Genomic DNA, 13,026 nt, shown 5'->3' with positions numbered 1-13,026 from the left:
TCGCCGCTGTTGTCTCAACCTATGCTGGCGCGAGCGGCGGGTACAAGCAGAGGACAGATCAGATGTCAGCCAAGACCTCGCTCCTTTCGGCCTCGCTGGCGGTCGCGATTTTCGCAGTCGTCGCCGGGTTGACCATGCTTCCCACCACTCCCGCCGCCCGTGCGGCAACCATCGACTGCGCGGCAGCGAAGACGCAGGCCGACCTTGCGACCTGCACGGCCGCGAATGCCGCTTCGGCGGACGCGGGGCTCAATGCAGTCTACAAGGAGCTGGCGGGACGTCTGGCTCCCACCGACCTGAAGCGCCTGCGCGAGGCGCAGCGCGCCTGGATCCCGTTCCGCGACAAGGAATGCGCCTTCCGCACCGAGCCCTATGCCGATGGCTCCGCGCATTCGAGCCTGATCGAGTCCTGCAAGGCGGAGTTGACCAAGGTGCGGCTGGCGCAGTTGCAGCACCAGTTGCAATGTCCCGAAGGCGACCTCTCCTGCGTGCCGCAAACCGGCGGCAGCGCCGCGCCCGCGACGGCTGGCACGGCGTCTGCGAAACCCGCCGCTGCACAGGCAAGCCGGAACGACACGCGGCCATGCGTGCAATCCGCGGGAAAGGCGAAGTCGGACCAGTATGTCTCGCAATGCGTCCGGGTGTCGCCGGCGACCCATCCGCCCTGCAACGGGCAAAATGCATGCAGCATGATGATCGACGAGATCAAGCGCGGCTGCGCCATGATCGGCAACGACAACCCGCCCGCCTTTTGTTCCGCCTACAAGAACTAAGCCGCACCCGACGTCGCTCCTGACTGCCACGGCGATCAACATTCCCGGAGAAAGATCAACCCGTCGCAAGCAGACAACCGCAAGTTTGCCTCGTGCTCAATATTGATGCAGCAAGCGACGATACCACCAAAAAGGCAGCGAAATCTTCTGACCCAAGCATGATGCTTATCAAAAATTGATTTCAGTTTTTATCGCAAACCTGCGACCTTGCCGATGCGCCGTGAGTCGTGAGTTGGCGCCAACGATAACTTGATCCAAGAAAACTTGGCTCTGGCATTCAGGAGCTCACGATGGGCGCGGCGATCAACGATCCACGCACGTTGCGATATGTCGCGGAAATCACGCGCAAGCTGGCGAAGATGCTCTCGCGCACGCGCTACAACATGCTCGTCTATCTTCTTGAGATGACGGCGGTCGAGGCGGAAAGCCTGGCCAACGAGCAGGACCCCAAACAGGTCCGGCCGGCGGAGCCGCCTCAGGTCCTCGGCTGAGCGCTCGCCATAAGGCGGTCCAGAGCGTTTCACCGTTTCGAGGAAACGGTAAATCGCTCTATCTCCCTGTTTTGACGCAGTTCCGGGCGGAAAGGCTACGCCGAAGTCGCCGAGCCTAACCGCTCACACTTTTTCTGGAATTGCTCAAGGACGGCGAGACATTCCAGCCTGTGCGCCTCGATCACCGGCGGAGCGTCGCATTCGATGATGGCGCGCTCGAACCGGTCGAGCGCGTCCAGCACCGCAAGCAGGTCGCCGGACGGACTGCCCAGCGAAAACAGGATGCGCCGCGCCTTGACGCCGTGAGCCGCGTTCACTGAGCACTGCGCAGCAATCCCGCGGCGCAACGCGGCAAGGTGGACCAGATGGTCGCGCAATGGCCATGGCGCGACATCATCCGTTGCGGGCAACATGCCTCAGGCCTTGACCTTACGCTTGCCCTTGCTCCTGGCCGCGTCGCCGCCGGCCGGCTTGCGGCCGAGGCCGGAGGATTTGGCCAACGCCGAGCGGGTGGCCGAGTAGCTCGGCGCCACCATCGGATAATCGGCGGGCAGGCCCCATTTGGCACGATATTCGTCCGGCGTCAGGTTATGATCGGTCGCGAGGTGACGCTTCAACGACTTGAACTTCTTTCCGTCCTCCAGGCACACGATGTGGTCGGGGAAAACCGAGCGCTTCGGGTTGACCGCGGGCGTCTGCGCCACCGCCTCCTTGACAACGCTGCCGGTGGCGAGCCTGCGCACCGACGCGCTGACGCTGGCGATCAGATCGGGCAGGCCGGAGGCAGGGAGCGGATTGTTGCCGACATAGGCCGAGACAATGTCGGCGGTCAGTTCGATTGCAGTCTTGTCGTCGATGTTGGACAATTTTTTCACCTTCTGCTGGCCCTCAAATCGCCAGCTCTTTTTTTAAGACTTTCGTCGGTGTATCGAATTGGACCTGTCCCCCAACGGACCGTCCAGAGTCAGTAAAGCTACGAGACTCAATACCGGGTGATGTTTCTACACGGATTGGAAACGCGCAAGTTAGGAATTCTAATAGCTATAGCGCACGCTTTATAGCACCGGCCGCCCGCCTGGATAGGTAAAAGGGGCTACAGAACTTCAACCTACGGTAGGAGTTGCTGAAAAATCGAAGTTCAGGCCAAGTTCCAGCACGGCAACGGCAATCCGCCAGCCGAATGCTCGACCATGCGCGATTCGGCGGCCCCATGGCAAATCGCTCATCCGGCGGCGACACCGCGCCTGAGCACGGCAGGCGGCCTCTCCGCGAGGATCTCCAGCACGCGCTTCCAGCGCGCGCAGCGGCTAAAGTCCTTCTGCTCGATGGCCTTTTCGGCCTTCATGGCCGCATAGAGCGGCGCCTCCGCGCCAAACTCCCTGACCAGCCAGTGCGCCTCCTGCCTGGCGCGGCGTTCGTCCTCGTCAACGGGCATTTTGGACATTGTGCCTGCTCTCCGTACCTTCGATGCCGACCGCAAGGCAGCTGCCAATGACGAGGCCGGCGCCGGCAACAGCCGTCATCGACAAGCTTTCGCCCGAGAGCGTCAGCAGAAACGTGGAAGCTATCGGTGTCAGATAGGCGACGACCGCTATCCTGCCGCCGTGGTCGAGCTTTGCCGCGCGCGACCAGAAATAATAGCCGAGCCCCATCGGGCCGGCGCCGAGATAGAAGCCGAGCAGAAGATGCGCGCCGGTCGGGCGCACGACGCCATCATGCAGGCACCAGGCGAAGGTGAGCGCGACACCGATCAGCGCCGAAGGCAGGAGCAGCCGCTCGGGCGACACGGCGAGGCGGCCGACAGCGAACGAGTAGAAGGCCATGCAGAGCGCGGAGCCGAAAGCGGCGAGATAGCCGACAAGGCTGCCGCCTTCGAACCATGCCCCGTTGGACCAAAAATGCGCGCGGCCGCCGGAGATCACCAGCGCCACGCCGACGAAACCAAGCGCCGCCGCCAGCCCGAGCAACACCGGACGCCGCGGCCTGCCAAGCAGGATGACCGCCGCGGCAGTCATCAGCGGCCAAGTATAGGCGACAAGGTTCGCCTCGATGACCGGCGCCGAGGCGAAGCCGATATATTGCAGGACCATGGTGCCGACCAGGCCGAGGAAGCCGACGAGATAGGCGAGCGCGGCATTTCCCTTCTCCCCTTGTGGGGTCCGAAGGACGGGGCGAGACCCGTGGCTCGCCTCCGGGCGGTGGCCTCGCGTAGCGAGGACGGATGAGGGGTGTTCCAGGGAATGCCAGCGTCTCACTCCGCTGGAACACCCCTCATCCGTCTCGGCGCTGCGCGCCGATCCACCTTCCCCCACAAGGGGGGAAGGAAAGAGCCGGATCAGCGCGAAAACAATCGTCGCGCCGCAAAATTGCAGGAACTGCACTTGCGACACCGGATAGACGGCAAGCAAGGTCTTGCCGACCAGGGCGTTGGTCGCCCACAGCGCCACGGCGCCGAGGGCGAAGGCAAGCGCCGCGCCGAGGGCGCCGGAAAGGCTTTGGCTTTCCGGCATGACCGGCCCGAGGCTCAGCGACACTGAAGGCGGCTGACACTCGACCGGATCGTCGGTCATTACCAAGACTCCCTCGCCCCGCCGGAAACCGCTTCCGCCGTCGGCTGCGGCACAGGATGTTCCTCGGCATGGCGGCGGTAGGCGGGCAGCTGGTTGGTCCAGACATCCTCGGCCAGCTCGTTCACCCAGGCACGGTCATGGTCGTTGTCGGCGGCGAGGTAGAACATGCGGTTGTCGTCGACATAGGGTTTGGCCGTCGAGCGCTGGTTGAGCACCAGGGTGACGCGCTCGCCGAGCTGGATCGGCGCGGTGCGGTGGAGCACACCGAGGAACTGGCCGAGCGTGGCGTAATTCATCTTGTGGTCGATGCGCATGATCTTGTTGCGCGGCAGCTCGCGGCCGGATTCCAGGATCGAGCGGCCGGTCTCGGAATCGTCGCAGTAGATTTCCAGATGACCGCCGATGAGAGGATCGCTGATCGACAGCGGAATGAGCTCCGTCACCGGAACGCCGTCGCAATGCCATTCGACCGCGCCATCCCTTGGATTCATGAAGGTGACGGTCGAGCCGACGATCGACAGCGGATAGGGCTCGAGCTTGGTTCCCATCATGTCGGACAATCTTTCCAGGCGCAGCTTGTCGTGCAAGAGCTCCTTGATCTCGGGAATATAGCGGTCGGCACCAGTGATGAAGGTGAGGTCGAGGTGCTTGTGCACGGCATGGCTGGCCTTCAATTTGAGCGCCGCTTCTTCGATGGCGGCAAGCAGAGCCGGGTCGTAACCGTGACGATACTGGGCGACGCCGAAACCCGACACTTTCCAGGAGGTCTCATGACCAATGATGGCCTCGCGGCTCATTGCACAGCGCAGTTCGGGAATTGTATGGGCGTTCATTCTATTTTCTCCAAGATGGGGGCAACACTTGGTTAACAGTCATTTAAACACCTACCCCTGTAAATTTAGGAATGCTGGTGGTAGCGTAAGCGCAGCTTAAGGTCGAAACCCCGTGCGACTGCTCAGTCAGGTCAATCTCAATTCGCTGAAAATCGTGGAGAGCGCCGCGAGGCACAGGAATTTCACGCGCGCCGGCGAAGAGCAATTCATCACCGCTTCCGCCGTCAGCCAGCGCGTGAAGAGCCTGGAGGATCAGCTGCGCTTCAAGATCTTCGAGCGTGGCGGCAACGCGGTGTCACTGACGCCGGAGGGCGAGACCTATGTGGCGCGCGTGCGCGAGGCGCTGGAGCGGATCGTGGCGGCCAGCATGGAGGCTACCGGCCAGTCGCAGGCGCATGTGTTGCGGATCTGCGTGCTGCCGACCTTTGCGGCGCGCTGGCTGTTTCCGCGGCTTTCGGCCTTCCAGCATCAATATCCCGACATCGAGATGCGGGTGTCGACCTCTTACGCCACCCATGAATTCTCGACTTCGGAATACGACCTCGAAATCCGTTACGGCGACGGCAATTTCCCCGGTCTCACGTCGGAGCTGCTGTTCAAGGAAGATCTGACGCCGGTGTGCAGCCGCAAACTCTTCCATGAGGTGCTGGGCGACAAACCGCTGTCGAAGGTAGTGCCGGAGGATCTGCGCTACTTCACGCTGCTACACTCTGACACGTGCACGCAGAACTGGCAGTCGTGGCTGGGCTTTGCCGGCGCAAGCTTCGTGCTTGGCGAAACGAGGAGCGTCTATTTCGATAGCTGCATGATGTCCTACGAAGCGGCCAATGCCGGCATGGGCTTTGCCGTCGCCAACCGCGCCTATATGGCAAGCGACATCCGCGCCGAGCGGCTGGTGGCCCCCTTCGCGGTCCACCATCCCAACACGGCGGGTTGGTATTTCGTCAGCCCCATCAAGGCGGTCGGCGCCCGCAAGGTCGAGCTGTTCAAGCGGTGGATCATGGCCGAAGCGGCGCTGACGCAGCGCCAGTTGGACATCGAGATCGCCAACGTGCCGGTACGGCGCGTGGCGATGGCGTGAAGGCCAGTCTTCCACGGATGCTCACTTGAGCGAATTCCGCACCTCCGGAGGCCTCGCAATGGCGGGCTTTGCAGAATTTCGTGATTTTCTGTGGTTCCCTAGCCGGCTAGCGTGATCGCGCCATGACGCGAAGCGGAGACTCAGCTATCTTGTGTTGTGCGGCGGGCCTGATTTTCCCGCTTGGCCGGCGCTACCCAGCTTCCTCCCAAGCAGCGCCGGCCTTCTTCGTTTCAGCCCGACGATAATCTCGGCAAGGCCGGCCCTGGCGCTATTGCTTCGGCGGGGTGCCCGGCTGATCGCCGCCGGTGGTCGATTTCGGCACAGGGTTCTTGTCGACCTGTGGGTTCTGGTTGACTTCATCGCCCGGCGCCTTGGTGGGCGGCACGCTGTTGTCGCAGGCGGCGAGCACGAGCCCTGCCGCAAGAGCCAGCAGCACAGGAAGCTTCTTCATGACGACCTCCTCTCGTTCGCTCCTTTGAGGGGCAAACGGGACGGTGGCGGTTTGGTTGCGTTGACCGGCGGGAACCAACCGATCCGAGTCCGGTTGGAATCCCGAGCCAATCGAACGCAACGAGGAAACTGATTATGGTCCGCCTTCTGCTTGCCGGGCTTTTTGCCTACACCGCCTATCGCGTTGCCGTGAGGATCATCGACGAAGTGCCTGGAGACGTCGCGCCGCTGGATATGCCGGGCGACGAAAGGCGCAATTTGCGGCGCCAGTCGGCGGCAATGGGGGTCGAGCCGAAGCGGTAGCGGCTCTTTCGATTGGGAATAGCCCCTTCCGGTGAAGCGTGGATGTCGGCGCTGCCCCTCTCCGGCCGCTTCGCGGCCATCTCTCCCCCCTTGCGCGGGCCGAGGAAATTATTGCGAACAAAGCGGAAACGATGCTTGATGGGCGATGAACATCGCCGCTCGTGATTCGTCCTTCGAGGCGCCCGCCTATCTTGGCCGGCTGAACGACGAGCAGCGGCTGGCGGTGATGCATGGCGACGGCAAGGTGGCGGCGCCGCTGCTGGTGATCGCCGGCGCCGGCTCCGGCAAGACCAACACGCTGGCGCATCGCGTCGCCCATCTCATCGTCAGGGGCGCCGATCCGCGCCGCATCCTGTTGATGACCTTCTCGCGCCGCGCGGCGGCCGAGATGGCCAAGCGCGTCGAGCGCATTGCCGGCGAGGTGCTGGGGCGCGACGCGGCAATCATCGCCGACGCGCTGGCCTGGGCCGGCACTTTCCACGGCATCGGCGCGCGACTGCTGCGCGACTATGCCGAGCAGATCGGCCTCGCCCCGGCCTTCACCATCCATGACCGCGAGGATTCGGCCGACCTGATGAACCTTGCCCGACACGAGCTGGGATTCTCGAACACCGAAAGCCGCTTTCCCACCAAAGGCACCTGCCTGCAGATCTATTCGCGCGCGGTGAACGCGCAGGCGCCGCTGGCAGAAGTGCTTGGTTCGGCCTTCCCCTGGTGCTCGGGATGGGCCGAACAGCTGAAAGAGCTGTTCGCGGCCTATGTCGAGGCCAAGCAGGCGCAGAATGTTCTCGATTACGACGACCTGCTGCTCTACTGGGCGCAGATGGCGGCCGAGCCGGAGATCGCGGCGCATCTCGGCGGCCGCTTCGACCACGTGCTGGTCGACGAATACCAGGACACCAACCGGCTGCAGGCCTCGATCCTTCTGGCGCTGAAGCCGGACGGCGCCGGGCTGACCGTGGTGGGCGACGATGCGCAGTCGATCTATTCCTTCCGCGCTGCCGAAGTGCGCAACATCCTCGATTTCCCGAAACAATTCGCAAAGCCCACCGAGATCGTCATGCTGGAGCGCAACTACCGCTCGACCGAGACGATCCTGGCCGCCGCCAACAAGGTGATCGGCGAGGCCAGCGAGCGCTTCACCAAGAATCTGTGGACCGAGCGCCGGTCCTCGCACAAACCGCAACTGGTCAGCGTGCGCGACGAGGCCGAGCAGGCCAACTATGTATGCCAGGCGATCCTGGCCGAGCGCGAGGCGGGCACGGCGCTGAAGGCACAGGCGGTGCTGTTCCGCACCTCGAGCCATAGCGGGCCGCTGGAGGTGGAGCTGACGCGCCGCAACATCCCCTTCGTCAAGTTCGGCGGCTTGAAATTCCTCGATGCCGCGCATGTCAAGGACATGCTGGCGATGCTGCGTTTTGCCGAGAACCCGCGCGACCGCGTCGCCGGTTTTCGCGTGCTGCAGCTTATGCCGGGCATCGGCCCGTCCGCCGCCTCGCAGATCGTCGACGCCATGGCGACATCGCTGGACGAGACGCTGGGCCTTGCCCGCTTCCGGCCGCCGCAGCGCGCCGCGCAGGACTGGCCGGTCTTCCTCGACATCTATGGCGGCTTACGCGCCGGCGCCAAATGGCCGGCCGACCTCGAGCGGATCAGGCTGTGGTACGAGCCGCATCTGGAGCGCATCCATGAGGATGCGATCACGCGCCGGGCCGATCTCCTCCAGCTTGAGCAGATCGCATCGACCTATCCGTCGCGCGAGCGCTTCCTGACCGAGCTCACCCTCGACCCGCCCGACGCAACAAGCGACCAGGCCGGGCCGCCGCATCGCGATGAGGATTATCTCATCCTATCGACCATCCATTCGGCCAAGGGCCAGGAATGGAAGAACGTCTTCGTGCTCAACACCGTTGACGGCTGCATCCCGGCCGATCTCGGCGTCGGCACCAAGGAGGACATCGAGGAGGAGCGGCGCCTGCTCTATGTGGCGATGACCCGGGCCAAGGACAGCCTGCATCTCGTCGTGCCGCAGCGCTTTTATCCGCACAACCAGGCGGCGCGCGGCGACCGCCACGTCTATGCCTCGCGCACGCGCTTCATCCCGGCCTCGATGCTTTCGGCCTTCGAGCAGTCGTCCTGGGCGAGCGCCGCGCTCAAGGACGACCCGCGCCAGCGGCCGGGCGTCAAGGTCGACCTCGGCGCCCGCATGCGCGGCATGTGGAAATAGGCTGCCTGGCCGTTCCAGCGACTGCAAGGCAAAGAGCCCGATTTGTCTCCGCGTCAGCGGGGGGGGGGACGCCATCCTTGAGAAAACAGCGGCATGCGTGGAACCTCCCGCCGCAAGCCGCGTTGTGTGGCGTCCTTCCCCAGCCAGGGAGGCTCGCCGCCTCCGCAGCCAACTGACGAGGTCCGAATGCACGACAGGACGTTCTTCACACCGGTCGCCCTCAGCGTCGGCGCCGGCCACAAGCGCATGATCGCCTCGCTGTTCGAGATGCATGATTTCCTGACCGAGTTCCCGCCGTCGCGCCGCCGCCTCAGCTATGGCGCCGCGGTGAAGGCCTGCGAGGCCGCGCGGAATGGAGAAATCCCGGTCGAGGCCGCGCGCGATGCGCTGATCACCTTCGCGGTGACGGCAGGCGTCTTGTGGCCTTCGGAGCAGCCGGTCGTCTCGGTCAAGCCGGTGGCGCGCGGCTATGGCGGCTTCGCCGCCTGAATTTTACAGAAGACCGCCCTCCCGGAAAGCCCGCCCTCAGTGGCGGGTTTTCCGTGACGTCATTCCGGCTTGGCGGCCGCCGGTAACGTTTCTGCGAGCGGCGCGACCGGCTCGGCCGCGGTCACGAAGGGATAGACGAGCTGCTGGTGATAGAGCTGCGGCACCGGCTCGTCGATGCCGTATTTTTCCGGCATATGTTGCGGCATGAACAAGGTGCCGCCGATCAGATCGAGGACGGGCAACTGTCCGGCGAAGTTCTTGTCATAGGCCTGGCGTTCGTTGGCATGGTGCCAGTGATGAAACTGCGGCGAGGCAATCAGCCATCTCAGCGGCCCGAACTTGATGCGGGTGTTGGAGTGGATGAACACCGACTGCCAGTGATAGATCAGCACATAGATGAGAACCGCTTCGCCGGAAAAACCCAGGGCGAAGAGCGGCAGGAACGAAGCCGACTTGGTCAGGATCTGATCCACCGGATGCACGCGGTGGCCGGCCAGCCAGTCCATCTCCTCGATCGAGTGATGGATGGCGTGAAAACGCCACAGGAACGGCACCGCGTGAAAGGCGCGATGGGCAAAGTAGAAGCCTATATCGGCGATGAGCAGGGCCTCGATCGTCTGCAGCCATAAAGGCTGCGACCGGACGGCGGCCGAAAGCGCCTCGGGAACGACGCGCGGGACCACCAGCATCGCAGCGCCGATCACCAGCAACAGGCCGAACTTGATGACGATGCCGTTGAAGAGCAGATAGAAGACGTCGTTCAGCCAATGCCGGCGCGTGGCCGATTGCTCGGCATGCAGCGGCAGGAGCTGCTCGAGCGGAATGAAGATGAGGGCGATGACCAGCACCGCCTTGTAGTCGATGAGATCGAACACGGTCGCTCGCGGATCGGCTGAGGCCAGTCTCCGACACTAGCCGCCAAAGAATGAACGGACCGTTGCTGGCATACGCGGCGCTGCGAAATCGCGTGAAAACTTTCGACGGCTGCGTGAAACACCACACGGACGGTTGCCGTTCACAATGTCAGTTGCGGACGCGCTTTAAGTCTTTGTTTTGATGCATGTCGTTGTCCCGGAACCGTTGCACACTTCCGGCGACATGCATCGGGAGGGCGGATGTTTCTCGATCGCGAGCGTTTCAAGCCGGCGGCCGAAATGCGGCTTGGCCGGGACAAGTCGTCGATCCGAGTGACGATAACCGATCCGAAGGCCTGCGAACTCGGCGAAGCCGTCTATGCCTGGGTCACCGCCGACGGCAAGGCGGTCAGGATCGGCACCTGCGGCGCCTCGGCGGGCAAGCGCCTGCTTTCCTATCCCGGCTACATCAATCGCAGCCTCACGGGCCGCGGCGGCGCGACGCCTAAATGGGAAGCGCTGAAGTGGCTGAACCTGCTCGCCGAACACGGCATGCTGATGGCGGTGGTGCATCAGCCGGGGTCGACCCCGACCGCGGCGGGCCCGATCAGGCCTATCTCGATGTCGAGCGCCAGTTGATCCGCCAGCAGAGGCCGCTGCTCAACCGCAGGCACCGTTGTCCTCGGATTCAGTGGACCGTGCCGGCGGCATCACCCGCCGGCCCGCCGCGCGGAATCTCGAAGCTCACCTGGTCGCGGCCATTGGACTTGGCCTTGTAGAGATGGCGGTCGGCGACCTGGAACATGTCATGGTAGGTGGTCGGGCCGCTGAAGGCGGTGCCGCCGATGCTCACGGAAAGCGGCCAAGGCCGCCCGCCGGGCGCAAACTCGGCCTCGCGGATGCGGCGCCTGATGGATTCGGCGACCAGAAACGAGCGTGCGGCGTCGGCGCCGGGCAGGAAGACCGCGAATTCCTCGCCGCCGATGCGTCCGACAATGTCGGCGCCGTGCAGTTGCCCCTTGATCGTCGCGGCGATCAACCTCAGCGCCTGGTCGCCGCAATCGTGACCGAGGCGGTCGTTGATCGATTTGAAGTGATCGGCATCGACGATCAGCAGCGCGCCGGTGTCGGCGACCGTTTGGTCGCGCGCCCGCTCGAGATAGGCTTCGACCAGCATCGAGAAGGCACCGCGATTGAAGACCGCCGTCAGGCTGTCGGTCGCAGCAATGACGCCGAGTTCCTTCTGCGTGATGGCCAGCTGGCGCATCTTCCACATCAGGAAGAACAGGAAGGAGCCGCCAAGGACAAGCGGCAGGAAAAGGTCCGTGAGTTGCGCCCAAAGCAGCGCCTGCGGCGACAGCGAGGGGAAATTGAAGGAATCGACGAAGAAGGCGGCGGCGATGAAAAAGGCGGTACCGGCGGCGGTGACCACCACGACCCTGCCCCAACTTGTCGGGGACAAATCGATGCGCATGCCCTTTGCTCCCACTGCAACACGCTTATTGTGGAGCGCGAGCGCAAAAGAAGTCCTAACATATTAGCTTCAATGCAAGTGTGGTTAACACGCCGTCGGCACCGCCTGCGGTGGGGGCAAGCAGAAAGCCACCACGGAAGGCTCTCCGACTGGCCGGAGGCCTCGTCAGGCACCGCCGGCCGCAGCCGGCAACGCGGCAGGAGTGCCGCAGAGCCTCACGGCCGGTCCGATGCTCCCGGTTGGCCGTTGGCTGCATGGTATTGCCCCGCTGCAACCGGTCGATTGTCCAGCGGGAGAACAATATCGGCTTCAATGCAAGCTCGGTGCGCGCAGCAATAACGCGAACGGCAGGCCCGCCTCCACGGCGGCGGGCTCTGCTTTTCCTTTTAGTGGGCTGTCGAGCTGCCCGAACCACCCACGGTGCCACCGATTCCACCGGTCGAGGTATTGCCGGAACCTATGGTGGAGCCGGCGGCCGAGCCGCCGATGCCGGCGTTGAAGCCGCCGGAGCCGCCCACCGTGCCGGTGCCGCCGACGCCGCCCGTCGCACCAAACGAGGTACCAGTGTTGGGGATGATTGTGCCTGTGGCACCACCAATCGAGCCGCTGGTGCCGGCGTTCAAGCCGCCGGCGCCGCCACCCACGGAGCCGGTACCGACGACGCCACCGGTCGCACCGAACGAGGTGCCGGTGGTTGTATCCATGGCACCGCCAATCGAGCCGCTGGTGCCGGCGTTTAAGCCGCTGGCGCCGCCCACCGTGTCGGTGACGCCGATGCCGCCGGTCGCACCGAACGAGATGCCTGTCCCGGTAGTCGTGCCCGCGACGCCGCCGATCGAGCCAGTAGTGCCGGCGTTGAAGCCGCCGGTGCCGCCCACGCCGACGCCGCCGATGCTGCTGCCAAAGCCAGTGCCGAGACCGGTTGAGCCACCCATCGAGGAGCCCGTGCCGGTGCCCGCGCCGCCCGGGTTACCCGCCGCGACGCCAGTGTTGCCAATACCAAAGCCGATGTCGAGACCGGCGGCATTCGCCGGCACGGCGAGAATGGCGATGCCGCCGATCAATGTGCCGGCGATTTTTTCTACGATACCATTCATGGCATTCTCCTTCGTTGCCACTTTTTTCGCACTGCATCGCCGGACTGCCGGGTCCGTGCGCATGCCTGTGCGAGAGGGAATGAAGGGAATACGAACGGGCTCGGTCAGGGTTCCATTTTTTCAAGGTAAAATTCGCTGATTACGCGTCTTCCTTGATGGTTGAGTTTGATCGAAAATCGGCTCGCGGAAAGCTGGACGGTACAGCGCTCAGGCGTAGGCGCGACCTTCCTCGGAGCGCTGGAACAGTGCCAGGTCGAGCGACACCGAAGGCCGGCCGAGCACCGTGAGCACCATATGCGCCTGGCCGCGATGGTGGGTCTGGTGGTTGAAGAAATGGCCGAGCGCCGGCGAAAGGCGCTGCGAGACGGTGCGCATGTCGACGGT

General features: G+C 64.0%; 17 protein-coding genes. 7 read left to right on the top strand and 10 right to left on the bottom strand.

The window, feature by feature from the left end; all coding sequences use genetic code 11:
• Positions 1–62 precede the first annotated feature (62 nt).
• Both FJ423_RS27450 and FJ423_RS27445 read left to right on the top strand, forming a co-directional pair.
• On the top strand, positions 63–773 hold the full coding sequence (locus FJ423_RS27450; protein WP_181174921.1) for a lysozyme inhibitor LprI family protein: 711 nt from the start codon (positions 63–65) through the stop codon (positions 771–773).
• 290 nt (positions 774–1,063) lie between these two features.
• Entirely contained in the window at positions 1,064–1,264 is a 201-nt protein-coding gene (locus FJ423_RS27445) for a hypothetical protein (RefSeq protein WP_095767070.1), read from the top strand.
• 95 nt (positions 1,265–1,359) lie between these two features.
• On the opposite strand, the gene FJ423_RS27440 is transcribed toward FJ423_RS27445, so the two are convergent.
• The 5 genes from FJ423_RS27440 to FJ423_RS33740 all read right to left on the bottom strand — a co-directional run bounded on the left by FJ423_RS27440 (position 1,360) and on the right by FJ423_RS33740 (position 4,667).
• Positions 1,360–1,677, bottom strand: a complete 318-nt coding sequence (locus tag FJ423_RS27440) for a hypothetical protein (protein ID WP_140846069.1) — start codon at positions 1,675–1,677, stop codon at positions 1,360–1,362.
• 3 nt (positions 1,678–1,680) lie between these two features.
• On the bottom strand, positions 1,681–2,130 hold the full coding sequence (locus FJ423_RS27435) for a MucR family transcriptional regulator (RefSeq protein ID WP_140846068.1): 450 nt from the start codon (positions 2,128–2,130) through the stop codon (positions 1,681–1,683).
• Positions 2,131–2,486: 356 nt separating this feature from the next.
• Positions 2,487–2,708 carry a hypothetical protein gene (locus FJ423_RS27430; protein ID WP_246680328.1) on the bottom strand — a complete coding sequence of 74 codons (222 nt, stop codon included), beginning with the start codon at positions 2,706–2,708 and terminating at the stop codon, positions 2,487–2,489.
• Positions 2,689–3,774 (bottom strand): DMT family transporter, encoded by a 1,086-nt coding sequence (locus FJ423_RS34380; protein WP_246680330.1) that lies wholly within the window; start codon positions 3,772–3,774, stop codon positions 2,689–2,691. Before FJ423_RS34380 ends, FJ423_RS27430 begins: the two co-directional genes overlap by 20 nt.
• A 59-nt stretch (positions 3,775–3,833) precedes the next feature.
• On the bottom strand, positions 3,834–4,667 hold the full coding sequence (locus tag FJ423_RS33740) for a hypothetical protein (protein WP_181174920.1): 834 nt from the start codon (positions 4,665–4,667) through the stop codon (positions 3,834–3,836).
• A gap of 112 nt (positions 4,668–4,779) precedes the next feature.
• On the opposite strand from FJ423_RS33740, the gene FJ423_RS27405 reads away from it, so the two are divergent.
• On the top strand, positions 4,780–5,748 hold the full coding sequence (locus FJ423_RS27405) for a LysR substrate-binding domain-containing protein (RefSeq protein WP_140846067.1): 969 nt from the start codon (positions 4,780–4,782) through the stop codon (positions 5,746–5,748).
• Positions 5,749–6,016: 268 nt separating this feature from the next.
• Here the strand turns inward: FJ423_RS27405 and FJ423_RS27400 are convergent, their stop codons facing one another.
• Positions 6,017–6,199, bottom strand: coding sequence for a hypothetical protein (locus tag FJ423_RS27400; RefSeq protein ID WP_140846066.1), 183 nt, complete (start codon positions 6,197–6,199; stop codon positions 6,017–6,019).
• 134 nt (positions 6,200–6,333) lie between these two features.
• Here FJ423_RS27400 and FJ423_RS33735 point away from each other — a divergent pair, with 134 nt between their 5' ends.
• From FJ423_RS33735 to FJ423_RS27390, 3 genes are all read left to right on the top strand, one after another.
• Positions 6,334–6,501, top strand: a complete 168-nt coding sequence (locus tag FJ423_RS33735) for a hypothetical protein (protein ID WP_181165039.1) — start codon at positions 6,334–6,336, stop codon at positions 6,499–6,501.
• Positions 6,502–6,646: 145 nt separating this feature from the next.
• Positions 6,647–8,728 carry an ATP-dependent helicase gene (locus FJ423_RS27395; protein ID WP_140846065.1) on the top strand — a complete coding sequence of 694 codons (2,082 nt, stop codon included), beginning with the start codon at positions 6,647–6,649 and terminating at the stop codon, positions 8,726–8,728.
• 186 nt (positions 8,729–8,914) lie between these two features.
• A complete protein-coding gene (locus FJ423_RS27390; RefSeq protein WP_095767062.1) occupies positions 8,915–9,217 on the top strand; it encodes a DUF982 domain-containing protein in 303 nt (100 codons plus the stop codon).
• A 59-nt stretch (positions 9,218–9,276) separates the two neighbouring features.
• Here FJ423_RS27390 and FJ423_RS27385 read toward each other — a convergent pair whose 3' ends face one another.
• Entirely contained in the window at positions 9,277–10,092 is an 816-nt protein-coding gene (locus FJ423_RS27385) for a sterol desaturase family protein (protein WP_140846064.1), read from the bottom strand.
• A gap of 240 nt (positions 10,093–10,332) precedes the next feature.
• On the opposite strand from FJ423_RS27385, the gene FJ423_RS27380 reads away from it, so the two are divergent.
• Positions 10,333–10,710 (top strand): hypothetical protein, encoded by a 378-nt coding sequence (locus tag FJ423_RS27380; RefSeq protein WP_095767060.1) that lies wholly within the window; start codon positions 10,333–10,335, stop codon positions 10,708–10,710.
• A 49-nt stretch (positions 10,711–10,759) separates the two neighbouring features.
• Here FJ423_RS27380 and FJ423_RS27375 read toward each other — a convergent pair whose 3' ends face one another.
• The 3 genes from FJ423_RS27375 to FJ423_RS27365 form a co-directional block, all read right to left on the bottom strand.
• The gene (locus FJ423_RS27375; RefSeq protein ID WP_095767192.1) at positions 10,760–11,545 is read right to left on the bottom strand and encodes a GGDEF domain-containing protein; all 786 of its coding nucleotides are present in this window, start codon (positions 11,543–11,545) and stop codon (positions 10,760–10,762) included.
• A gap of 386 nt (positions 11,546–11,931) precedes the next feature.
• Complete coding sequence (locus tag FJ423_RS27370) at positions 11,932–12,642, bottom strand: hypothetical protein (protein ID WP_140846063.1); 711 nt, start codon at positions 12,640–12,642, stop codon at positions 11,932–11,934.
• 207 nt (positions 12,643–12,849) lie between these two features.
• A partial coding sequence (locus FJ423_RS27365) for a DinB family protein (protein ID WP_281409015.1) occupies positions 12,850–13,026 on the bottom strand: 177 nt, incomplete at its 5' end.

The sequence above is a fragment of the Mesorhizobium sp. B2-8-9 genome, assembly GCF_006439475.1.
Taxonomy (GTDB): Bacteria; Pseudomonadota; Alphaproteobacteria; order Rhizobiales; family Rhizobiaceae; genus Mesorhizobium.
This window is presented reverse-complemented; position numbering and strand designations above follow the sequence as displayed.

Bases quoted from the DNA above. Each gene is read 5' to 3' on its own strand.
- FJ423_RS27450 (WP_181174921.1), top strand. From the start codon at position 63: ATGTCAGCCAAGACCTCGCTCCTTTCGGCCTCGCTGGCGGTCGCGATT.
- FJ423_RS27445 (WP_095767070.1), top strand. From the start codon at position 1,064: ATGGGCGCGGCGATCAACGATCCACGCACGTTGCGATATGTCGCGGAA.
- FJ423_RS27440 (WP_140846069.1), bottom strand. From the start codon at position 1,677: ATGTTGCCCGCAACGGATGATGTCGCGCCATGGCCATTGCGCGACCAT.
- FJ423_RS27430 (WP_246680328.1), bottom strand. From the start codon at position 2,708: ATGTCCAAAATGCCCGTTGACGAGGACGAACGCCGCGCCAGGCAGGAG.
- FJ423_RS34380 (WP_246680330.1), bottom strand. From the start codon at position 3,774: ATGCCGGAAAGCCAAAGCCTTTCCGGCGCCCTCGGCGCGGCGCTTGCC.
- FJ423_RS33740 (WP_181174920.1), bottom strand. From the start codon at position 4,667: ATGAACGCCCATACAATTCCCGAACTGCGCTGTGCAATGAGCCGCGAG.
- FJ423_RS27400 (WP_140846066.1), bottom strand. From the start codon at position 6,199: ATGAAGAAGCTTCCTGTGCTGCTGGCTCTTGCGGCAGGGCTCGTGCTC.
- FJ423_RS33735 (WP_181165039.1), top strand. From the start codon at position 6,334: ATGGTCCGCCTTCTGCTTGCCGGGCTTTTTGCCTACACCGCCTATCGC.
- FJ423_RS27395 (WP_140846065.1), top strand. From the start codon at position 6,647: ATGAACATCGCCGCTCGTGATTCGTCCTTCGAGGCGCCCGCCTATCTT.
- FJ423_RS27390 (WP_095767062.1), top strand. From the start codon at position 8,915: ATGCACGACAGGACGTTCTTCACACCGGTCGCCCTCAGCGTCGGCGCC.
- FJ423_RS27380 (WP_095767060.1), top strand. From the start codon at position 10,333: ATGTTTCTCGATCGCGAGCGTTTCAAGCCGGCGGCCGAAATGCGGCTT.
- FJ423_RS27375 (WP_095767192.1), bottom strand. From the start codon at position 11,545: ATGCGCATCGATTTGTCCCCGACAAGTTGGGGCAGGGTCGTGGTGGTC.
- FJ423_RS27370 (WP_140846063.1), bottom strand. From the start codon at position 12,642: ATGAATGGTATCGTAGAAAAAATCGCCGGCACATTGATCGGCGGCATC.